Origin of the sequence: Duncaniella dubosii, from assembly GCF_004803915.1 — a bacterium.
Classification (GTDB): domain Bacteria; phylum Bacteroidota; class Bacteroidia; order Bacteroidales; family Muribaculaceae; genus Duncaniella; species Duncaniella dubosii.
Window position 1 is genome coordinate 2907144 of record NZ_CP039396.1, and the last position, 22967, is coordinate 2930110.

Sequence of the window (22967 nt, forward strand, 5' to 3'; positions counted from 1 at the left end):
TTAATTTAAGGAATTGTCCTGAAAACTGTATATCGGAGAAGCACCGCGAGCCCAAACAGGCTAAGAGCTGCGATAGCCCAAGGCAGGTAGTCGTCTTCTGTGCTTGTGAAATTTCTAAGATCCATCTTAGTTTTTTCAAGGCGGTCAATCTCGGCAAATACATCCTTGAGCACATTGTTGCCTGTGGCACGGAAATATTTGCCACCTGTTGTTTCGGCGATAGTTCTTAACGTTGCTTCATCAATAACAACCGGCAGATTGACATATTCGATTCGTCCAAACATGTTTTCCTGTGGATATGGTGCAGTTCCGTTTGTTCCGATACCGATAGTGTAGACCTTTATGCCGAGTTGCTTGGCTATTTCAGCAGCAGTGATAGGTGCGACATTACCTGTATTGTTCGAACCGTCGGTAAGGAGGATTATGCTCTTTGATTTTGCTTTACCATCCTTTATGCGGTTGATTGATGTTGCAAGGCCGTCGCCTATGGCTGTTCCGTCTTGTAGCATTCCCATTTTGATGTCACCTATATAATTGGCGATGAGTGAGCGGTCTGTCGTCATAGGAATTGCCGTAAAACTTTCGGCTGCGAAAATCACGACACCGATATTGTCACCTTCACGTCCTGCGACAAATTTTGCTGCCACATCCTTTGCCGCCTCAAAGCGGTCGGGTTTGAAATCGCGGGCAAGCATACTGGTCGATATGTCCATCGCAATCACGATGTCAGTACCCTCTACACTTGATGTGTTCCATGAATCGCGTGTTTGCGGGCGTGCCAGCACAATGATAACGCAGCCTATCGCTCCTAACTGAAGGATGAACAGAACGTGGCGCATGGAGGCCAGCAACGAACGTGGCGCTTTTGAAAATGCGGACACTGTCGATACCTCCATTGAGGCATATAGTGAGCGCTGTTTATAGATATACCATGCTATCAGCGGGATGAACAGCAGGAACAGCCAAAGGTATCCGGGATTTGCCAGTAACATTGTCGCTTATTTATGGTTTGGAGTTGTAGTTTCTTTGTCATTATTTCTCTCAGATGGTTCTTCGGGCTCTGGTTTTGGTCTTGTATCCTCAACGAATTGCATTGCCGAATTGAATGCACAGATATTGTCGTCTGGAAGAGGTCTGACTTTCGCGAATTTAACGAAGTCGGCCGTTTCAAGCACACGCTCCATGTTTTGTTTTGAAAGTTTTGCTTCCGCATTGGAGTTGAGCATGTGTCTTATCTGGGTCGAAGTCATCTCCATCGCATTTATACCGAAGCGTCCGTTGAGATATACACGTAGAATATCGGTAAGGCGTGTATAGAATTCTTTTTCATGCCCGTTTTCGCAGAGTTTCTCTCCACGTAGGCGGTTAAGTTCCCCGATTGCTTTTTCATAGGGGGGCACAGGCTTTTCCGGTGCTGCAGCAAACGGATTCTTTTTGCGTTTAAGTAGATAGAACGCATAGCCACCCGCTCCAAGAACGATTATGACTGCAAGAATCCACAAACCATAGTCAACAATGAAATCAGGTAGATAATCGATGAAGCTACGGTCGATATCGGCCACGTCGGCATAATCATGTATTGTCTCTAACGAGTCTACGTCGGCAGGAAATACTTTAAGCACAAGTCTGTTTGAACGGAACGTGTCATTGCCGATGACATACATTATAGGGTTCAGTCTGTATACGCCGGAGTCAAATGATTGCAGAACGATGTCCTGTTTGATTTCAATCCTGTCGTTGCCAAGCTGAGTAGTGTCGGCTTCAAGCATCTTCAGAATCTCGACTTGATCACACATCGAATCTTTCGGGATGAGCAAACGACCTTCTGGCTTGGCCGGTGTGACGAGCTCAAGATGAAGAGGTGTCGTGCGCCCCATCAACAAAAATGCAGAGTCGAGACTTAGTTTCACCGTCGGGTTTTGAGCGCTGACGGTTATAGACGCAATGAGCGCTGTCAGGCTTATGAATAATATGCGGAGTGGTCGATGCATAGACTTTTGTATTTTATTTATACTGTCATAAACAATCTTGAGTGGGGGATGGAACGGTCAACGGACACCTCGGTTCTTAAATAGTGCCATGAGCGATTTCGCGAAATCTTCGTCTGTTGCGATTGAAGCATGGTCTACTCTACATTTGCTTAATCTTTCGACCATGATCTGCTGACGTTCATACCACCATTTGTCAAAAGCCTGACGTGTACGTTTCGAAGATGTATTTATCCACCGCGTTCCTCCGGTTTCAAGATCCATTACCCTCATTAACCCGACATCGGGAAGAGAAGTGTCACGCTTGTCGTAGACCTGAATTGCAATTATGTCATGCTTATTGCATGCTACCTGCAACTGACGTGAATAGTCATGGCTGTCAATGAAGTCGGATATCAGGAATGTAGTACATCGTTTCTTTAGAGCGTCTGTAAAGTAACGCAAAGTAATGCCTATATCCGTACCGGGACTTTCAGGAGTAAAATCAAGAAGCTCTCTAATAATCAGGAGTATATGCTTTTTGCCTTTTTTGGGCGGAATGAATTTTTCAATCTTGTCAGAGAAGAATATGACACCGATCTTGTCATTGTTGGTTATGGCAGAATAGGCAAGAGTGGCGGCAATTTCAGCAATCATCTCTCGTTTTTCCTCACCGACAGCTCCGAATAGGCGACTCCGCGACATGTCGATGAGAAGCATAACAGTCAGCTCTCGCTCCTCTTCATAAACTTTTACATACGGGTGATTGTGGCGTGCGGTTACATTCCAGTCGATGTCTCGCACGTCATCTCCATATTGATATTCCCTGACTTCAGAGAAGGTCATGCCTCGACCTTTAAAAGCCGTGTGGTACTCTCCCGCAAATATATTTTGGGAGAGACCACGGGTTTTAATATCAATTTTTCTGACTTTTTTAAGCAGTTCGTTAGCTTCCATGTGAGGACGCGATATGAGGGGGTTATGGTTTAGGGCACTTCAACCTTGTCGAGAATTTCGGAAATCACCTGATCGGTGGTGATGTTGTTTGCTTCGGCTTCGTAGGTGAGTCCTATGCGGTGACGAAGAACATCGTGACATACAGCACGTACGTCCTCTGGAATCACATATCCACGGCCACGAAGGAAAGCGTAGGCACGGGCTGCCTTGGCGAGACCTATTGAGGCACGCGGCGATGCACCGAAGCTGATCATTCCGGCGAGGTCTTTCAGATTGTATTCTGATGGATTTCGGGTCGCGAATACGATGTCGACAATGTAGCGCTCGATTTTTTCATCAAGATAAATCTTTTCGACAATCTTCTGCACTTCAATAATCTCGGAAGGCTGGAGGAGCGGTCTTACTTCGATTTTATGCCCCGATATATTTTGGCGGATAATCAGCTTTTCATCCTCCTTGGTTGGATATCCGATGATTACTTTCAGAAGGAAACGGTCGACCTGCGCTTCAGGGAGCGGATATGTTCCTTCCTGTTCGATCGGGTTTTGCGTGGCCATTACCAAAAGGGTTCGTCCAGCTTAAATGTCTTTTCACCGATGGTCACCTGTCGTTCCTGCATGGCTTCAAGCAGTGCGCTCTGTACTTTAGCCGGCGCACGGTTGATTTCATCAGCAAGGACGAAATTGGCAAAAATCGGTCCGCGTTTAATTTGGAATTGTTCTTTCTGCACGCTATAAATCATTGTTCCGATTACGTCGGCAGGAAGAAGGTCAGGGGTAAACTGGATACGGCTGTATTTTGCATCGATAATCTGGGCGAGAGTCTTGATGGCGAGGGTCTTTGCAAGACCGGGAACGCCCTCAAGAAGTACATGCCCGTTGGATAGCAGGGCAATCAGGAGTGAATCAATCAGATGTTTCTGGCCAACGATGGTCTGATCCATCCCTCGCGTGACAAGATTTATAAAGTCTTTCTTTCCGGCAACGAGATCGTTGAGTTCTCGGATGTTTACTGACTCGCTCATAGTCTCAGTAGTGAAATTTTCGTATGTATTGTGTTAATTAAAATTCCTATAAAATTCCTTCAAGAGTTGATGAAATGGAATACAAAATTATAAATAACAACAATTATTGTGTGAAAAAAGTGTGTTAATTTTAGCTATTTTTCGTTTAACAATATAGAAATGATAAATTTTGAAACTAAAAATAAAATCCCGTGAAAATTTATCTCAATATATTTTCACGGGATTTTATTTTAAACAACAGTTCGGTAATTTTTGAGCAGACATAGCTGTATCGCACTGATACACAATAGTTTGCATTGATATTGAATTATTATTGCATCTTATTGATATTCAATTGAATATGCAAATTTTACCGAACTATTGTTTAAAAGAAAGTATGAATGAAATAATTACGGAATCATTGATTGCTCATCTGAAAGATTATCTCGGATATTTTCGTAATATTTCCGTCGCTTTGACCCTTGCTTTCTGTAGACTTGCTGCATTGTCCGGGACTATGCCATATTTTTCTGCAGCAGGAATGACAAGCACTTGTCCCGGCTGGGTGTTGTTGGGGTTGCCGATTTTTGATTTGTTCTCTTCATAGATATAAACCCAATAGTCCTTGCTCCCGAAAAACTTCTTGGCCATATCTGGAATCAGATAGCCTCGGCGTATAGTGTCTGTAACAGTGACATTTGTTGCAGAAGTTGCCTCTTTGGGCTCTTCTGTCGCTTTCGGTGTTTCTGCCTGAGATGTTTCGTCGGGTATGGCTTCATTTTCTACAGTGGGTTGCGTTGTTATTGAATCCGGCAGCAATTCTGTCATCAGAGATGCGATTTCATCCTGTTCCTCAGATTGTTCTACAGCTGGACGTTGCACAGTTGGGAAAAAATAGTCAATGGCAAGATAAACACCGCATGCTCCAAGTGCAAGTCCGATGATTATACCGACTAACAGTCCGGTCCAGAAGTTGCCATTTCCTGATGGTTGTTTCGCTTGTCCGACATATTCTTCATCCTCGTCTTCTAACGGTTGAATCTGTTTTGGCGTAGAAGGTATGACAACAGGTTTGACTGGCGGTGTTGGTGTGCAAATCTGACGGGTGCTTGATTCAGGTGTGGGAATTTCTGTTTTAGCCGTGGGCTCAGACTCTGGATGCTTGATCCCTTCTGGTTCATTAGACGGGATCTGTGGCTCAGAAATGTGGACGGCCTGTTCGTAGCTTTTTTCGGCTTTTGTCTCTTGTTCAGGAACTGTTATAGGTTGCTCTTCTTTACCATTTTGCTCAGCGACGGGATTTTCCGGCGTGACAGGAACTGGAGTAGTGGATGATACATTCGTAGCAGACTGTCCGTCTATTGTTTCTTCAACATCTGAGGCCGATGGAAAATCTGAAACTGATTCATCTTGAATGGATACATGGGGTTCTTCGTCTTCAGTATTGCTGTATGCCTGCGTAAGCATTTCCTCTGAGACAGAGGCATTGAGCTTGACAGGCTCAAACATTGCAAATGGAGCATTGATTACGTCAGTAATATCTTTGTCAGCCAGGAACTCGATGCTTTTCTCGCCATTTATATCAATCAGGTTGAATGCTCCGAGCCCCTTGACCTTGACGCTTTCGCCTTTGATTAGCGATTCGAATATGAGGTCAAAGAAATTTTTGACAAATTGTTCTGCGCTTTCCTCACTGATACCTGTAGTGGTGGCTATGCGTGCTGAAAGTTCGTGAAATGGTATTTTCTGATTCATTTGCTTAATTTTTTCCTAAGAATGATGCTTGGCTGAAATTCCATGGAAATAACAGGAGGATATAGTGTTCGCTCCTGTGTAGTTTCATCAGTTACAACCCTCTCCTCTGTCTTTGTCGATTTGAAAGTGCCGAATCCCGGGATGGCAATTGAATCCAGTTCAGAACCGGCTTCGCGAAATATCCTGCTTAGTCCGTCAATGAGTGTCGAGACTTCAGATGTATCACGATTTAAGCGTTTCGACAATTTTGTAATAAATGTTTTGTTGTCCATTAATCGAATAAAATGTCGCGAATAGCATATCGCGGACGTTGTTTGACTTCAATGAATATTTTACCGATATACTCTCCGACAATTCCGATAGCCATCAATATGAGGCTCCCGAGAAACCAGACTGAGATTATCAGGGATGCCCATCCGGCTTCAAGATGGTCGGAGAAAAGAATTGATGCGATGACATAGATTGCTACAAGAAGGTCTATTATCAGCAGTGCGAATCCAACAAAAAATACCATTCTCATAGGTTTTGCCGAAAATGAGGTTATACCGTCAATCGAGAAAGATAACATCTTCGATAGAGGATATTTTGATTCTCCTGCAGCGCGGGCATGGCGCTCATAAGTGACAATCGCATTGTCAAGCCCAATCATAGGAACAATTCCGCGTAAATATAAGTTCGATTCGCTATAATCAGCCAATAAATCGATAGCCCTTGAACTCATCAGGCGGAAATCCGCATGGTCAGCGATTGCATTGACTCCCATTAATTGCTGGAATCTGTAAAATAATCTTGCAGTAGTGCGCTTGAACCAAGTGTCGGTGTCGCGTTTGTTACGCACGCCATATACGATTTCTTTCCCTGAAATGAATTTATCGACCATTTCAATAATGGCGGCAGGGTCATCCTGAAGATCGGCATCAATGGAGACTGCGGCATCACATTTCACTCTTACGCTCATCAATCCGGCTAAAAGTGCGTTTTGATGGCCACGATTATGGGCCAATGCTATTCCTTTAATCCTGTTGTCTTTCCGGTGAAGGCTGTTGATTACAGCCCATGTGGCATCCTTGCTGCCATCATCGCAGCATAAGATGAAGCTGTCATGCGCAATTTTACCGTCCTCGATGAGACGGTCGAGAATGGCAAGCAGCTCTTTGGCCGAAAGTGGCAGAACTGCCTCTTCGTTGTAACAAGGAACGACTATGGCTAATTTTATTGGTGTCATCTCTGCCAGATGGTATAATCTTCGTCGCTAAGGTACAAAGAAAAACCGTTTTCAGCTAATTTATTTGAAATTTTCTGTCTGTCTGAATCCTTAAACTCATATCCGAGATATATGAAATCAAATCTATCGGCCATATCGTAGAGCTGGCATTCTATGCCTTCAAACGAATTGTCATCGTGGTAGCGTTGCACCGGATAACGGTCAATGTTGTCTTTTGAATGGCCGAGAAGATAGTCAAACATATAGCGGTCATTGCCAAGGAAGAGTATTTTCTTGTTATCAGCTTCAATCTCTTTCCCAAGATGATAAATTTTTGTTCTTCTTGAAACTTCTTTATCTGAATGACGTATGCCTTGGAGTTTTGTTATTGTGTATGTAGCAGGGTAGCGGTTCATCCATTCTCTTGTCCACGGATTTTTTAGCCGTAACGGCAGATAACAGATGACCACCACAACGGCAATTGAAAAATAGAATTCATTGACGCTGCGTAAGCGATATTTTGCTAAATCGGCAAGCGCTATCGGTATTAGGGGCATGCAGAGTATTTTATATAGTCCGCAGTCAGATCCTACGTATGAAACGAGAGCGAAAGCTATGAGCGTAAGGCAGAGTAGCACTGATTGCCGAATCTCAGAATGTCTGTATATAGCTATTGCAGGGATAAGAGCCGTGGAAAAATAAAACAGATCAATCATGTAGGAGTTTGTGTCGTCAGATGTCACACGTACGACAAGCCATAGCGCTATGATTGAGAACGATATTATAACAATAATCGTGTATTTCCAAAATCTGGTTATTATAATTTTGTTTAGATAGCATATGGCAGCAAATACTCCTCCCCACATATAGAAATATCTGAGCGAAATAGGATAGCGTGTCCATACTTGCAGGAAGAGTACATCGGTTAGGCTGCTATGGCCGGTGATGTAATTGTCGGAAGACCATGATGCGATGAAAGATTGGAAATCACCCCATATAAGGAATATAATTATTGCTGATGTGCATAGCGCAACTATCATGTAGACTGTGAAATCGCAGGCAATACGTCTTACCGTTCTTCGGCTGACGGATATAAGTATTAACGCGACAGGTAGAATTGCAGCATTTGGTATTCGTGCGAAGATAGCACATGAAGAAAAAACAGCGAGTAACGAGATTTTGGCAACTGTAGGTCTGTCAAGATAACTGACTGCAATCAGGCAGCATACTGTAAGAAACAAATGTGTAGTCGTATCCCATTCATAGGAAAATAATCCGAATAGCGACATACAGAGCTGCAGGATAAAAAAGATTACAGTGGCTGCGAGTGACTGATGTGTTTTGCTATAAAAATAGCAACATGGCAGCAATATGCTTAGAGCGTTGCAGATATAGGCAAGATAGCGAAATGACATGATATTGTCGTTCCCGACAATTATTGACCACAGGTGTCCGATATACATCGTTAGTGCGGCTAAAGGTGTAGACCTGTAGTCTGCTATGCACATAAGTTGATACTCCTCATCTTTCCAAGGGTAGAACCCGAGATGAAGCGTAAGCAATGGAACTATAAGCCCGAGAATTGCAATCAGCGTGGATATGCCGACTGTTACTCGCGGGATACGTATTATTGGCATGATTCTTATGTGCAGAAATGTCAGTAGAGAAGAGATATTGAAGGAGAGAGGAGAATAAGTGATGGTCAAGTCGAGAGAAAGACTTGCTAGTGGATTAGTAGTTACGGGCAAATATGACTCTGCGCGCAGAAGGCTTGCCAGTCACCATACATACTCCGGGAGTCTCGTCTCCGTCAAGAGGAATGCAACGGATTGTAGCCTTTGTTTCATCCTTGATTTTTTCCTCGGTTTCTGTTGTTCCGTCCCAATGCGCAAGGATGAAACCTCCCTTTTCGATTTCTTTTTTGAATTCTTCGTAGGTATCGACAGTGCGCGTCATCGATTCGCGATGCTTGAGTGCCTTTTGGAAGATGTTGTCCTGTATCTCTTCGAGAAGTTTGGCCACATAATTGGCGATACCGTCAAGCGGAGCGACGTGTTTTTCAAGTGTGTCGCGACGCATGACTTCCACTGTCCCGTTTTCGATGTCACGAGCTCCGATGGCAAGACGTACGGGAACACCTTTAAGTTCGTAATCGGCAAATTTGAAGCCTGGACGTTTGTTTTCGGAATCGTCGTATTTCACGCTGATACCGAGCGCACGGAGTTCATTGATGATAGGCTCGACTTTAGCCGAGATTTCAGCAAGTTGCTCGCTATTCTTATAGATGGGTATGATCACTACCTGAATGGGAGCGAGATGTGGCGGAAGTACGAGACCGTTGTCATCAGAGTGGGTCATGATGAGAGCTCCCATCAGACGGGTTGACACACCCCATGAGTTGGCCCATACATATTCCGGCTTGTTGTCTTTGTTGACGAAAGTAACGTCGAATGCCTTTGCGAAATTTTGGCCGAGGTTATGGGATGTGCCGGACTGAAGCGCTTTTCCATCCTGCATCATAGCCTCGATGGTGTATGTGTTGAGAGCACCTGCAAAACGTTCGTTAGCAGACTTCACGCCCTTTATTACAGGCATTGCCATATATTTTTCAGCAAAATCTGCATATAGGTTTATCATCTGCACGGTGCGTGCTTCTGACTCTTCGGCTGTGGCGTGTGCACAGTGGCCTTCCTGCCAAAGGAATTCTGCTGTGCGGAGGAACATACGTGTGCGCATCTCCCAGCGCATTACGTTTGCCCACTGGTTGCAAAGAACGGGGAGATCACGGTAACTGTGAATCCAGTTCTTATAAGTGCCCCATATAATTGTTTCAGATGTCGGACGGACAATCAATTCCTCTTCAAGACGTGCGTCAGGATCGACAACCACACCGTTGCCGTTTGGGTCATTCTTAAGACGGTAGTGTGTCACAACGGCACATTCTTTGGCAAAGCCTTCGACATGTTCGGCCTCACGACAAAGAAACGATTTGGGAATGAGAAGGGGGAAATAAGCGTTCTGCACCCCTGTTTCCTTGAACATTTTGTCGAGCGTTTGCTGCATTTTTTCCCATATGGCATAACCATATGGTTTGATGACCATACAGCCACGCACAGCGCTCTGCTCGGCAAGGTCAGCCTTTACTACAAGTTCGTTGTACCATTTTGAATAATCTTCACTGCGTTTGGTGAGATCTTTTAGTTCCTTTGCCATTGTAAAGAATTTATATTCTTGAGTTTTGTGATATGTAGAAGTTGGATAAATACAAAATTACAAAAAAATACGCGCCCGGAAAATTATTTCAGCATTCCTTTTTGAGCTGAACTTATCAGCTTTGGTCCGGGAATCAGGAAGATTTCGACTCGCCTGTTCTCTTTTCGGCCTTCGCGAGAGTCGTTTGGTCCGAGAGGATCTGTATCGCCATATTCGTAAGGAATGACAATCTGGTCTTCGCTGATTTTTTCGAGCAACCAATCGTAGATGGAGTTGTTGCGTTGGTGTGAAAGACGCATATTATATGTCGGAGAGCCTGTATTGTCTGTATGGACTGCATAGCCCACTTTGAACATGTATGGGTCAGAGAGGAGTGAGATTATTGGTGCGAGTTTTGCCGGAGCGGCAGGTGAAAGAAGCGTGTCGTTTGGGAGAAAGATGTCATCAGACGGGATTGTGACGAGAACAACTTCGTCATCTCTCATCAAATCCACGATATAGTTTTTTTTCGCAAGGTCTTTTCCAAGACGTGTCATGTATGATTTGACCGCATTGTGTTCGTTCTTACTGACCGTTGGTGCCTTTAGGTTGTCCTCCAGCTCCATGTCCATATAGACGGTCTCGTCGTATCCTCTATAGGGATCTTTGCTTATGTCTTTTGCTTCGCATTCGGCTGGTACGCCGAATGCGAAGGCGGCAAAAAGAGAGGCCAATAGAAATTTTTTCATATGTTTTGTCTGCTGGAAAAATAATTGTTGAAGAGATTGGAGAGTTCCGCGGTTGATTACAGAAAATCTGTATTGATTATATTTCGTCAAGCGATTGTTCATAACGAAGTTCGGCCATAACCAATGGCTCGACATCCTCACGTTTCACAGGAGAATCGGTATCCTTGGAAATCATTTTACCGACATGTTTGATGAGAGCGTCAGTATTGACATCTTCGTCATCCGCTTCAGCATCAATATCAAGAAGCCCTTGGTCGTCATACCAGTCCCATATTATGTCAATGATATTAAGAAGCTCGTCATCGTCGTAGAGTCGTGACTTTTCTTCGCTGATGGCGGTGCGCATGGCTTTTATAGCCTCTTTTTCATCAAATTCTTTCATGACAGAATAATATTTGATTTATTTGTATGTGGATTGTGTTCTTAGCTGTTGAGATCCACGAGCCCGGAGGGGAGATCCGTTGTTATCTTCTGAGAGTCATGGTCGATATCTTCGATGTATTCATCCGCTACAGGAATAAAAATATCATTTCCTTTATCGGTCGAAATGATAAAGAGCACGTTTTCGGTCGCATCGTTTATGCTTGAAATCATGCCTATGTCACCAAGATGGCGATCATAAATCCTGTATCCAATAAGGTCAGAAGCATAAAATCCATCTTCATCATCCGGCTCATCGTCGTTATCGTCTTCCGGTATATCAGAGCGCAGGATATAGAAAGTTCTGTTGTTGAATTCCTGCGCCTTCATGTCAGAATTGATTCCGTCAAGAGTAAGCAGACAGGTATCAGCCGTCTTAGGACGCCATGAGCGTATGAAAAAAGGCACAAAGATGCCTTCGACCGGAACTATGATACATTTGACATTATCTAAGTCAAGGTCGAAATCAAGTGTGGCCGACATTTCTCCTTTTATTCCGTGGGGTTTGTTGAAATGTCCGGCTTCTGCTATTTCCGCGAGTCTAATCACCTTCTTTATTATCTTTTCTTTTTCTTCTTATTGCTTGGAGGAGCTACAATTTTGAATTCATGCAGTCTGACGGTCTGTGGGTCGAGGCGCAGTATCCCGTGTGAATAGTCTGCCAAATCCTTGAAAATCTTGCTGTCGTCAACGCCATCAGCGGTGACGCTGAGCAGCAGTTTTTTCATGTGGTTGGCAATGAGCATGACAAATTCATCGCGCTCAGGTCCTTCTTCCATACTGACAGCCCGATTGATCATTAGCTCGATATCCTTTCCATAATGACGATACCTGATATGTCCGGCGGTATATGGTACTTTGGATGGCGCGGAGGTGAATTTTTCGGCCATTAGAGGTTCTGTCGGATAGTCGATGTCAAGTTTGAAATTGCTCATGATTGCAAGGTGGTCCCAAAGTTTTCGCTGATAATCCTCTTCTTCGCGTATTTTCGGGAAGAGCTTGGACATGCTGGCGATGATTGAATGGGCACACCGTGTACGTTCGTCTCTGTCCTCGATGGTCAGACAATGGTCTACCATCTGGTGGATGTTACGTCCGTATTCCGGAAGAACGAGCCTTTTAAGTTGGGTGTTATATGTCAGCATAGGGGTATACTCTTGATAAATGTTAATGACATAAGAGAACCGGATTGCCTTTTATGCAATCTACGATCCCTTATGTCAGTGAAACGTTGTCGGGCTATCACATGTTCATGCCACCGTCGACCTGAATAACCTGGCCGGAGATGTAGCTTGACATATCGGATGCAAGGAATGTAGCGACATTTGCGATGTCTTCCACTTGACCGGCGCGACGCAGGGGTATCTTGAGCGCCCATTCTTTGCGAACATCGTCAGGAAGGGCTGCGGTCATAGCTGTTTCGATGAATCCGGGTGCGATTGCATTGGCGCGGATACCACGTGAACCGACTTCCTGTGCGATACTTTTTGCAAGTGCGATGAGACCTGCCTTTGACGCTGCGTAGTTTGACTGTCCGGCATTGCCGTGTACACCTACAACAGATGCCATGTTAATGATTGAGCCTTGACGCTGACGCATCATAATCGGAAGAACCGCATGGATGAAATTGAAAGCACTCTTAAGGTTAACAGCGATTACTGCATCCCATTGTGCTTCAGACATACGCATCATAAGGCCGTCTTTGGTAATACCTGCGTTGTTGACGAGGATGTCGATATGACCGAAATCTTCTTTAATCTTTCCTACGACTTCTTCGGTTTGGGCGAAGTCAGCTGCGTTTGAGGCATATCCTTTAGCTTTGACACCGAGGGCTTCGAGTTCCTTCTCGGTAGCTTCCATGTTCTCATCACGATTGAGGTCTGTAAATGCGATGTCCGCACCTTCCTGTGCAAACTTGACAGCGATGCTCTTTCCGATACCACGGGCGGCTCCGGTGATGAGCGCTACTTTTCCTTCAAGTAATTTCATTTGTCTGATAGTCGTTATTTAGTTAACTATATTGATGGTTCTTTTTGATTATAGTATTGATGAGAAATTTTATGGTAGATTCCCGAATGTCGGATACCGTAAAATTAAATTGCGAGAAATTACCGCTAAGATGGCAATAATCGACCCCTTGGAATATCATCTGATACACTTCCGGGAGTAATCGTGCCTGTACCGGGTCGAAGACACCTTTCCCGATTCCTTCGTCAATCATCCTTGAAATCAGGAGTTGTTCCTTAGCGACAGCAAGTGTCCTTATGCGCTCCAGACGCTTATAGTCAAGAGTGAGATATGAGATAATCTGGCTTGTCGCCGATGCCTTGATGGTTTCTTCGACAATATCGAAGCGTGCTTCAAGAAAACGTTCGAATTTTTCAGCCGGCTCAAGGTCTGACATGACTACGGCTTTGAGCTTCATGACAATAGCTTCGCTTTCGCGTTCAATAACGGCATCATAAATCTCCTTCTTGTTTTTAAAATACGTGTAGATGGTACGCCGCCCCTTGTCAGAAGCGGTGGCAATGTCGTTCATTGTGGTCTTCTCAACGCCATTGCTGGCAAAGAGCTGACGCGCAACGTCCAAGAGTCTTTCGCGTGTCTTTGACGCCATTGTCATAACTTAGTCATTTGAACGACAAAGGTACAAAAAAATCCTAAAAAAATAACAAATATCTCCTGTCGGGTGCATTTTAGCTTCCGGCAGGAGATATTTATTCGTTATTTGACTTGTAGCAACCTCGCTTAAATAGCTGCTCAATCATGTTTGTCTGGCTTTGCAGATATGGTCGCATTGGTGGCAGAGGACTGGGTAGAGCCGGCGAATATTTTTGCAAGATGTTTCTCACGGAAATTTTCAAGCAACTCCCAGAATCCCGGGACAAAAAGAGTGCCGACTATAGCGTTGACCGCCATGCCAAAAACGACAGCCGTTCCAAGTGCGATTCGCGATTGAGCGCCTGCTCCTGTAGCAAACAGCATCGGAAGTACACCGAACACGAATGCGAATGCTGTCATCATGATCGGACGGAAACGAATCCTTCCTGCGTCAAGTGCCGCCTGTCTTACATCTTGTCCTCCTTTATGGAAATCACGTGCATATTCTACAATAAGAATTGCATTTTTTGCCGAGAGTCCAAGGAGAAGGATGATGCCGATTTGTGTGTAAATCGAAATAGATTGTGACAGGAACAGACATCCGATTACAGTTCCAAGTATTGCAGTAGGCATTGAAATCACTACGGCGAGAGGATCGGTCCAGCTTTCATACTGAGCGGCAAGGACGAGAATTGTAATTACTATTGCAAAGAGCAGTACAAATGAGATTGTCGTTCCGGATTGGGTCTCCTGATAGGCTTCGCCTGTCCATGCGTATGCAAAGCGGTCGCCTACAGTGTCTTTCAATATTTCTTCCATCGCCTTGATTGCATCTTCGCTTGATACGTGTGAGGCGGGTGTGCCTGTGATGGAGGCTGAGGTGTACATATTATATCGGCTGATCGTTGATTGTCCCATCGTCGGCTCGATAGATGCAAAAGAAGAGAATGGAACCATCTGTCCGTCGGTATTTCTGACAGTCAGATTCGGAATCTTTTCGACTGTGCTTCTCGCGTCACTGTCACCGCTCATGTTGACCTGATAGGTTCGTCCGAATTCAACGAAGTCATTAACATAGCTTCCACCCATGAATTCAGCGAGTGTGCTATAAATATTTTCGATGGTTAATCCCATAAGTTTTGCTTTGTCACGGTCGACATTAATTCGATATTGTGGTACTCCGGCCTGAAACTGAGTAGTGAGTTGTGCAAGACGGTTGTCTTTATCCGCTGCATCCTTCATTGACTGGATTGTCTGCTGCAGGGCTTGTGCACCGAGGTTGTTGATGTCGAGAATCTGCATTTCCATACCCGATGTCATGCCGAGTCCCGGAATTGCCGGAGGGTTGATTGAAAATACGATTGGCTCCTGATAGGTGGAGGCTATTTCATTGACTTTTGCGATTACGGCATCAACGTCGTGTGATTTCCCGCGTCGTTCATTCCACGGTTTGAGCACAACAAAAAGAGAGCCCATGTTGCCTCCCGAGCCACCGCCCATCATGGATTGACCTGAGATAGAAATTACATCTTTTACTTCTTCGATATTTTTGATTTTATCAGACAGCTCGGTCACAATCTTGTCAGTACGGTCAAGAGATGCTCCTGTCGGCAGTTGTATGGAAGTCATGAAATATCCCATATCTTCTTGTGGGATGTAGCTTGACGGTAGTTTGATGAATCCCCAGAATGCGATTGCACAGATGACAAAGTATATGCCTATGGCTACAATCGGATGGTGAAGTAATTTTCCGATCTGATTGGTGTAGCCCTTTATTACAATACCATATCCCTTGTTAAACCATTTGTAAAGAAAAAAGTGAGGGTTCGGATCTTCTTTTTTTCTGAGAAAGAGTGCGCACATCGCAGGGGTAAACGTGAGAGCATTGAATCCTGAGAAAGCGACAGAAGTTGCGATTGTAAGTGCGAATTGCTTGTATAATTCCCCTGTGATTCCGCTGATGAATGCAGTCGGGATGAAAACAGACAATAGCACAAGGACTTCACCAACTACCGGCCCTTGTAATTCAACCATGGCTTTTTCTGCGCTTTGGCGGGGAGTAAGTTTTCCTTCTTGGACAAGTCGCGCGCAGTCTTCAACCACGACAATAGCGTCGTCGACAACGATTGCTATGGCGAGTACGAGGCCAAAAAGCGTAAGCGTGTTAAGAGAGAATCCGAGCAGTTTCATGACTGCGAATGTAGCAATCAGTGACACAGGGATTGCAATCATCGGAATGATAACAGCTCGCCAACTCTGGAGGAATATCAGTATTACCAACATAACGATGAGAGTAGTTTCCACAAATGTGACCAAAACTTCATCAATCGATGCCGTCACAAATGATGTGGTGTCGAGTATGACGCTGTAATGTACTCCGGCGGGAAAATACTCCGAAAGCTCTTCCATCTTGGCTTTGACTTTTTTTGCGACATCAAGCGCATTCGCTCCGGGTAATTGTTGTACGCCTATAAGCCCAGCTTCTTTCCCTGACACATGTGATATGCCTGAATAGCTTTGGCTGCCAAGTTCGACTTTGGCAATGTCCTTCAAACGGAGTAAGCCTCCGTTCTCGGCTGTACGGATGATGATATTAGAGAATTCTTCGGCTGTCTTAAGTTGTCCCTCAGAAGTAAGAGTGAATTCAAATTCGACACTATTGTTAACAGGAGGCGTTCCGACACTTCCTGCAGATACCTCCAGATTCTGTGATTGAATCATCGCACTGACATCTGCAGGAGTCAGATTGTAATGTCTCATCTTATCAGGATCGAGCCATATGCGCATGCTATATTTTCCTGCACCGAATGCGCCTGCACCTCCGACTCCGTCGATTCGAGCCAGTTCATCAATTATGTTGAGTTGGGCGTAATTAGTTAGATATAGGGCGTCATAACGGCCACTGTCATCTCCTTCGAGCGCGATGAACAATATGATGTTTGATGACTCCGACATGACCGATACCCCTTGCTCTTTCACGGATGTCGGCAAAGTCGCTTCGGCTAAAGAGATGCGGTTCTGCACCTTCACAGTCGCTTCATCAAGATCGGTTCCATTCTCGAACGTTACGGTGAGGTTATATGACCCGTCGCTTGAATTTGAACTCATATACATCATTCCTTCTACACCGTTGATCTGTTCTTCAATCGGAGCTCCGACTACTTCGGCTACTGTGGCTGCATCTGCGCCCGGATAAGATGCCGACACCATGACTGTTGGAGGAGTGATGTCCGGATACTGTGATATGGGAAGACTTTTGACGGTCATCAGACCGACAAGCACCATGATAATAGCCAAGACGGTGGCGAATATGGGACGGTCTATAAAAAATCTTGAAAACATGGTTTTATGCTCTAATTGGTTGTAATTTGCGGCAATATCTGTCTCCTGTGCTATTGTCCGTATATGAATAAACCTATTTGATTAGGCGCGGGGTGACTTTCATCCCGTTTCTGACTTTCAGTAGAGCTTTCGTCACATATCTTGATTTGGGATTGATACCCGATGTTACGACGCGTAGTGAATCACGATAAAGTGGCCCGACTTTAATGGGGGTGTAGACAATCTTATCTGAATCGTTGACAACGTAGAGATATTTCCCTAACTGGTCTGTGCTGATTGATGCGTCTTTGACAAGTATTGCATCAGATACTTTTTTATATGGCAGATCAACTTTAACGAACATGCCGGGACGTAATTCATTATATGTATTCTTTATATGGCATCTCATATCGAGTGTTCCGGTGGAGGTTTCGAGGGCAGGGGCAACATAGCTCATATCTCCATAATATTTATGTCCTACTGAATCAGCGAAGCTCAGAGGTATATGCTTTAGTGAAGACATGGCTGCATTGGTTATTGCCGCTTCATTCTCGCTACCGACAGCGAAATGTGCGGTAAGGGTGGATGTATCATATATAGTTGTCATTTTTACAGGTGCCCCCTCGCCATTAACATAGTTGCCGATATTCATTGACCCGGCCGATGCTATTCCTGAAATAGGGGCGACGATTGTGCAATAACTGAGATTGGTCTGAGCTGATTCGAGTGCTGCCTGTGCATTTTTTATGCTTGCTTCAGCTTGATGGAGATTGCTTTCGGCCTGATTGACCTCCATCTTTGACACTGCATCGCTCAACAATGCTTTTTTGACGGCTTCGTAATGGCTCTGTGCATAGTCGCGTGAACTGATTGCAGTTGTCAGGGCAGCATTTGCCTGTTGTACGGCATCTCGGTATTTTCCGTCCTCTATACGGAAAAGCACATCTCCTTTTTTTACAAAATCGCCATCATTGTAATGTTGAGAAAGCAACTGGCCGTTTACCCTCCCCACGACATCTACTTGGCTGACAGCTGTCAATTCTCCCGGGTAAGTGGTGCTTAGTGTGACTGAGTCTATTTCTGGGAAAGCCACATCGACTGTTGGCTCTGTTTGTTCGGCCCTTTCTTCTTTATGTCCGCCACAGGCTGTGACAAGTATTCCGGCTGCTATTGCAGCCAATGTTATATTTTTCTTCATAGGTGTTGTATATTACATGGTGTCATGAGTAAAATCATTCGTTAGGCGATCCTCCCAATGCTTTATACAGGTCAACAAGATTGACAAGAGCATCACCTTTGGCTGAAATCAGAGAATTGGCATAAGTGAGACTGTTAATCTGAGCATCGACTACATTTGTGAAAGAGGTAAGCCCTTCTTTGTAGGCATCAACTGACAAATGGAATGATTCATCGCATTGATTGATGACTTTAGTGTAACTATCAATCGCTTTGAGTGACGATGTATAGGCAATCATTGCATTGTCGACTTCTTGGACTGCCGTCATTACAGTCAGATTATAGTTCTCAATGCCAATCTTCATCTGTTCCTTTGCTTCGGAAACAGCATATTTTCTTGCGAATCCGTCAAAAAGAGTCCATGAAAGAGTAGGAGCTATGCTATATTCAAAGCTATTGTCATTAAAAAGATCTCCGGCCTTATGAGATGACACTCCGACAGAACCATTTATTGATAATGTAGGCAGAAAATCCTTCTTTGCAATCCCTAATTCTGCGGCATATGCTGCTAATTCGTATTCAGCCGCAACTATATCTGGTCGTCTTCGGAGCAGATTTGCCGGTACCCCCATCGGAACAAGTTGTCTGTATTCAGGCATCTGTCCCCCTTTTTCAAGTTGAAGTGAAATATCTTCCGGATATACTCCGATGAGTATTGCGATGGCATTAATGGCTTGTCTGATTGATGTCTCAAGCTGCGGGATAGAAGCTTCTGTGGAATAATAGACTGTCAATGCCTGTGCGACATCAAGTTTTGATACAAGCCCTGCTTCAAATCTGGCTTTTGCGATATCGACCACACGGTCTTGGGATGAAAGATGCTCTTTTGTGACGTATAGCTGGCGCTGGAATGTCCGCAGATTGAAATAATATGTTGCGATTTCAGCAGAGAGACTTATCATGGTGGCAACATAGTCGGCCCGGCTTGCTTGATAGAGAGCTTTCTTGTTTTTTACTGCCGCAGTGACTTTGCCGAATACATCTATTTCCCAGCTGACGTTTGCTCCGAGATTGAAATAACTTGAGCTTGAGGAGTGCACATGTTCTCCACCGATTGCTCCTGCACTGCGGGCCTTTGTGTAACCTGCGCTGAGACCTATAGTTGGATAATACCCGGCTTGCGCGCTTTTCATCTGCGCTTTTGCCATATCTATTCTGTGGATGGCTGTCAGCACATTGAAGTTGTTGTCAATCCCCGTTGAAATCAGAGAGTCAAGCATGGGTCATTGAAATTTTCCCACCATTTGTCATCGCTTGGGAGAGTCTGTTCCATCTCGGTGGCATAAGTCCATCGGTCTGGCAGACTACTCCTCAAGATTTCCCGATGTGTGTTTTGGGCGATGACTGTCTGGGCTGAGCCCGTCAGAATCCCGCAGACAATAGTTAAAACGTGAATAAATTTTCTCATAAAATTAGAGTTGCTTTCTTTCAAACATCCGAGATGCAATTGTAGTTCATTGGTTTTGACACGCAAATCGCCGTAATTTAACTTTTATTTTGTTGCATGGGTATTAATTATGCCCATATACAATGCTACCTTTGCATTACAGTGAGATAGACACTGTAGATGACTGAAGTAATATAAAAAAACTCTCTGTTATGACAACCGCAATCAATAGAACCGATCTATTATATGTCACTGCACTTAGCAGCGGTGTGACATTGTTTTCCACAAGTCTTTGTGGTGCGGCATCAATCGGCGATGTTTTCCGCCATGTAAAAGCACAAACCGACTCGGCAAAAGGTGTTGTTTCATTGCGCATCCGTAACAGTACTCAGGGATGGACACAGCATCACAATATTGTATTAAAGCACCGGCCGAACAATTCAGCCGTCGCCACGGCCTCTATAAGAAAAGATTCCTATCCTTCTCTCTTTGACTAAAGAAAGAGGTGAAGTATGTTCAAGTTAATTTTATTTCTGCATTCATATTGAGGGAATGCAGAATTCATTTACCGCCCAATAGTTCAAAATTATCGACATATATTTCTGTAACATTACGTTTTATAGCGTTACGGTCTTCCCATATTCGATAACGTATTTTTCCTTCTATGTATAGACGTGAGCCTCTACGTATGTATTTTTCCGCAAATTCTGCCGCCGAATCCCACATTATTATAGAATGCCATTCTGTCCGTTCGGGGATTTTTGTGCCGTCAGGCCGTGTCCTTTCCCTCTCGTTTGTCGCTAATCTGAAACTTGCTATTGGGCGTGTTTCAATATAACGTATCTCCGGGTCATTCCCGACATTCCCGATTAGTATGACTTTGTTGACACTCACTTCGTTAAATTTAGAATAGTGGTTTGACGTAGGGTTTACGATTCACAAAATTACTAAATTTTTTTCAATGTAATGAAACTAATTTAAATCTATGAACGTTATTTGTAAAAATAGTTAATCGAAATTAAAATAACCAAATAGTGACATAATGAAAAATTTTATTACATCAGCATGCCTGTTTGCTGCTTTAGCATTGGTTTCATGTAACGATAACGCACGTCTTGCGAGTGAGGTGCAGGGGGCTTGGACCGGTACACCCGAAAACTTCACTGACAATTCGGTCGTGACAGCAACTATTCTTGAAACTTTTGATTTTGTATCTGACGGTACGGTTATTGCCAAAGGCAGTCATGGCGGCTCTGTCGTGATTGCCGGGATGATTACTGCATCGACTCAGGTAGTGGCTGATGCTGGGCTTGTAGAGCCTCTTAGCCTCACGGCTACAGCTAAATCTACTATTTCCGGAACATGGACAGTGATTGATGATGATGAAATTGCATTGTCTCTGAATCTTCAGTCTCTTGCGGTGGATGTCGATCCGTCGACACTTGTTGTTGAAGGCAATGTTCTCACCGGAAACGATACTCCGAAGATTGATTCAATCAGACCATCGGTTGCCGCGACTATAGGGGCGAGCATGAAACGCGCTCTTGAAAACCGCTATGCCTCGTTCCGTCATCTTGACGATGTAAAGGTCAAAGGTCCGTTACTGAAATTTGAAATCGGAAAAATGGATTGTGTCTTTACCCGTCAGGGAGAAGCTCAATAAGAAAAATTTCCTTACCTTTGTCTGCGTAAAGGATCAATAACATGTCTACATCCGGCATATTAAAAATTACTATTGGGTAATGAACAGAAAAGGTAAGTTATACTTTCGCTATGGCACAATGGGCTCTGCTAAAACAGCATTGCTTCTGACCACGGCTTACAATTTCGAGGAACGTCGCATGAAGTACGTTTGCCTCAAACCTGTCATTGATACAAGAGATCTGACAAATGTCATAAAATCGCGTATCGGCATTCAGCGTGAGTGCAAGTGGATATATCATGACACCGATCTCTATGAGATGGCTCAGGAATTATTTGAGAAATCCATGGCGGTAATCGACTGGTTTCTTGTCGACGAGGCTCAATTTCTTACACGTGAGCAGGTCGATCAGCTGTCTCGTGTCGTTGATGATTTTGGTAGCAACGTGATTTGTTACGGGTTGCGTACTGATTTTCAAAGTAACCTTTTTGAAGGTTCGCGACGGTTGTTTGAGATTGCTGATACGATCGATGAGATAAAATCGACATGTACATGTGGACGAAAGACCATAATAAATGCCCGCATTGACCGTCACGGCGATTTTGTCGAGGAGGGAGAGCAGGTTGAGATAGGTGGAGATGACCGATATATCGCTGTTTGTCGTAAGTGTTGGCGAAACAAGCAGATCGAGCAGTCCTACCGTTCTGTGCTCCCTTTCAGAGAGCTATCAAATGACTGATTTAGATTTTAACAGTTATGAAATCAAAAATTCTGACCGCAGCACTGGGCTTGCTTCTGTTTGCAGATTGTGCCACAGCCGCTAATCCTATATCACTTGTTGATGAGACTTTGACATATGATGTCATGTACAAATGGGGTTTCATTAATAAAGTTGCCGGTTATGCCACTATGACACTTAGGAACGACGGCGATTTATATCAGGCGGCCGTATTTGCCGAGAATGCTCCGTGGGCTAATAAGATATATATGCTGCGCGACACTCTTTACACGACAATGACCAAGAATGGATTTTATCCGGTATCGTATACATATATCGCTCATGAGAATGGTAAATATAAAAAGGATGTGCTGCATTTCAGGCATGACGGAAATACATTCTATGCCGATGCGGTCAGATATAAACGGAAAGCGACTGGAGGACCGATGACGACATCGACCATACAGCTTGAGGCCCAAGGGATGACAGTTGATATGCTAAGTTCGTTCTTCTATCTCCGTACTCTTGATTTTGACAACATGTCGGTCGGTCAGAATGTGGTTGTAAACATATTTTCTGGCTCAAAGAAAGAAAAATTAAAAATCACATATAAGGGAAAACAGGATGTTTCTCTAAATGGCCGTTCTTTCCCGGCCTATTATATCAACTTTACTTTTACGCGAAAAGGTGTTGAAAGTTCGCAGCCTATATCCGGATGGATTTCAATGGATGGGCAACGGATACCTCTTAAAGTCGAAGGGTCTCTCCCGGTAGGAAAGGTCAGGGCTATATACACCGGACCTAATCCTTAAAAG

23 protein-coding genes and 1 pseudogene are annotated in these 22967 nt (G+C 44.2%); 4 read left to right on the top strand and 20 right to left on the bottom strand.

The genetic code is table 11. The features are described from left to right. Window positions 1-5: 5 nt before the first annotated feature. The 19 genes and pseudogenes from E7747_RS12995 to E7747_RS13085 form a co-directional block, all read right to left on the bottom strand. Window positions 6-992 (bottom strand): vWA domain-containing protein, encoded by a 987-nt coding sequence (locus E7747_RS12995; RefSeq protein WP_136416412.1) that lies wholly within the window; start codon window positions 990-992, stop codon window positions 6-8. Between the two features lie 6 nt (window positions 993-998). Beyond that, a complete protein-coding gene (locus tag E7747_RS13000) occupies window positions 999-1991 on the bottom strand; it encodes a flagellar basal body-associated FliL family protein (RefSeq protein WP_136416414.1) in 993 nt (330 codons plus the stop codon). A 57-nt stretch (window positions 1992-2048) separates the two neighbouring features. Then, window positions 2049-2924, bottom strand: a complete 876-nt coding sequence (locus tag E7747_RS13005; RefSeq protein ID WP_136416416.1) for a DUF58 domain-containing protein — start codon at window positions 2922-2924, stop codon at window positions 2049-2051. 29 nt (window positions 2925-2953) lie between these two features. After that, a pseudogene (locus tag E7747_RS13010) lies at window positions 2954-3948 on the bottom strand (AAA family ATPase). A gap of 420 nt (window positions 3949-4368) precedes the next feature. Then, window positions 4369-5682, bottom strand: coding sequence for an HU family DNA-binding protein (locus tag E7747_RS13015; RefSeq protein WP_136416418.1), 1314 nt, complete (start codon window positions 5680-5682; stop codon window positions 4369-4371). Further along, window positions 5679-5954 carry an HU family DNA-binding protein gene (locus tag E7747_RS17525; RefSeq protein WP_123614721.1) on the bottom strand — a complete coding sequence of 92 codons (276 nt, stop codon included), beginning with the start codon at window positions 5952-5954 and terminating at the stop codon, window positions 5679-5681. Before E7747_RS17525 ends, E7747_RS13015 begins: the two co-directional genes overlap by 4 nt. Then, complete coding sequence (locus E7747_RS13025; RefSeq protein WP_123614722.1) at window positions 5954-6907, bottom strand: glycosyltransferase family 2 protein; 954 nt, start codon at window positions 6905-6907, stop codon at window positions 5954-5956. The genes E7747_RS17525 and E7747_RS13025 overlap by 1 nt, the downstream gene beginning before the upstream one ends. Then, window positions 6904-8523, bottom strand: a complete 1620-nt coding sequence (locus E7747_RS13030; protein WP_136416420.1) for a hypothetical protein — start codon at window positions 8521-8523, stop codon at window positions 6904-6906. Before E7747_RS13030 ends, E7747_RS13025 begins: the two co-directional genes overlap by 4 nt. Before the next feature lie 94 nt (window positions 8524-8617). Then, a complete protein-coding gene (gene proS, locus E7747_RS13035; RefSeq protein ID WP_136416422.1) occupies window positions 8618-10099 on the bottom strand; it encodes a proline--tRNA ligase in 1482 nt (493 codons plus the stop codon). 83 nt (window positions 10100-10182) lie between these two features. Beyond that, the gene (locus E7747_RS13040; RefSeq protein ID WP_168185347.1) at window positions 10183-10827 is read right to left on the bottom strand and encodes an OmpA family protein; all 645 of its coding nucleotides are present in this window, start codon (window positions 10825-10827) and stop codon (window positions 10183-10185) included. Between the two features lie 76 nt (window positions 10828-10903). Continuing rightward, the gene (locus tag E7747_RS13045) at window positions 10904-11209 is read right to left on the bottom strand and encodes a hypothetical protein (RefSeq protein WP_123614726.1); all 306 of its coding nucleotides are present in this window, start codon (window positions 11207-11209) and stop codon (window positions 10904-10906) included. Between the two features lie 41 nt (window positions 11210-11250). Next, window positions 11251-11796, bottom strand: coding sequence for a ribosome maturation factor RimM (gene rimM, locus E7747_RS13050; protein ID WP_136416427.1), 546 nt, complete (start codon window positions 11794-11796; stop codon window positions 11251-11253). A gap of 8 nt (window positions 11797-11804) precedes the next feature. Continuing rightward, window positions 11805-12392, bottom strand: a complete 588-nt coding sequence (locus E7747_RS13055) for a DUF4290 domain-containing protein (protein ID WP_228449167.1) — start codon at window positions 12390-12392, stop codon at window positions 11805-11807. A 97-nt stretch (window positions 12393-12489) separates the two neighbouring features. After that, entirely contained in the window at window positions 12490-13236 is a 747-nt protein-coding gene (fabG, locus tag E7747_RS13060; protein WP_123614728.1) for a 3-oxoacyl-[acyl-carrier-protein] reductase, read from the bottom strand. Window positions 13237-13258: 22 nt separating this feature from the next. Beyond that, window positions 13259-13864 carry a TetR/AcrR family transcriptional regulator gene (locus E7747_RS13065; RefSeq protein ID WP_228449168.1) on the bottom strand — a complete coding sequence of 202 codons (606 nt, stop codon included), beginning with the start codon at window positions 13862-13864 and terminating at the stop codon, window positions 13259-13261. A gap of 143 nt (window positions 13865-14007) precedes the next feature. Continuing rightward, entirely contained in the window at window positions 14008-17190 is a 3183-nt protein-coding gene (locus E7747_RS13070) for an efflux RND transporter permease subunit (protein WP_136416429.1), read from the bottom strand. A gap of 73 nt (window positions 17191-17263) precedes the next feature. Next, window positions 17264-18367, bottom strand: coding sequence for an efflux RND transporter periplasmic adaptor subunit (locus tag E7747_RS13075; protein ID WP_136416430.1), 1104 nt, complete (start codon window positions 18365-18367; stop codon window positions 17264-17266). A 34-nt stretch (window positions 18368-18401) separates the two neighbouring features. Next, on the bottom strand, window positions 18402-19625 hold the full coding sequence (locus tag E7747_RS13080) for an efflux transporter outer membrane subunit (RefSeq protein ID WP_136416432.1): 1224 nt from the start codon (window positions 19623-19625) through the stop codon (window positions 18402-18404). Continuing rightward, window positions 19610-19813 carry a hypothetical protein gene (locus tag E7747_RS13085; RefSeq protein ID WP_136416434.1) on the bottom strand — a complete coding sequence of 68 codons (204 nt, stop codon included), beginning with the start codon at window positions 19811-19813 and terminating at the stop codon, window positions 19610-19612. The genes E7747_RS13080 and E7747_RS13085 overlap by 16 nt, the downstream gene beginning before the upstream one ends. Window positions 19814-20004: 191 nt before the next feature. Here E7747_RS13085 and E7747_RS13090 point away from each other — a divergent pair, with 191 nt between their 5' ends. Next, entirely contained in the window at window positions 20005-20289 is a 285-nt protein-coding gene (locus tag E7747_RS13090; RefSeq protein ID WP_123614733.1) for a hypothetical protein, read from the top strand. A gap of 64 nt (window positions 20290-20353) precedes the next feature. Here E7747_RS13090 and E7747_RS13095 read toward each other — a convergent pair whose 3' ends face one another. Beyond that, complete coding sequence (locus E7747_RS13095; protein ID WP_123614734.1) at window positions 20354-20686, bottom strand: single-stranded DNA-binding protein; 333 nt, start codon at window positions 20684-20686, stop codon at window positions 20354-20356. Window positions 20687-20834: 148 nt separating this feature from the next. On the opposite strand from E7747_RS13095, the gene E7747_RS13100 reads away from it, so the two are divergent. The 3 genes from E7747_RS13100 to E7747_RS13110 all read left to right on the top strand — a co-directional run bounded on the left by E7747_RS13100 (window position 20835) and on the right by E7747_RS13110 (window position 22964). Continuing rightward, a complete protein-coding gene (locus tag E7747_RS13100) occupies window positions 20835-21455 on the top strand; it encodes a hypothetical protein (RefSeq protein ID WP_136416436.1) in 621 nt (206 codons plus the stop codon). 79 nt (window positions 21456-21534) lie between these two features. After that, window positions 21535-22173 carry a thymidine kinase gene (locus tag E7747_RS13105; RefSeq protein ID WP_123614736.1) on the top strand — a complete coding sequence of 213 codons (639 nt, stop codon included), beginning with the start codon at window positions 21535-21537 and terminating at the stop codon, window positions 22171-22173. A gap of 17 nt (window positions 22174-22190) precedes the next feature. Further along, the gene (locus tag E7747_RS13110) at window positions 22191-22964 is read left to right on the top strand and encodes a DUF3108 domain-containing protein (RefSeq protein ID WP_136416438.1); all 774 of its coding nucleotides are present in this window, start codon (window positions 22191-22193) and stop codon (window positions 22962-22964) included. Window positions 22965-22967 lie beyond the last annotated feature (3 nt).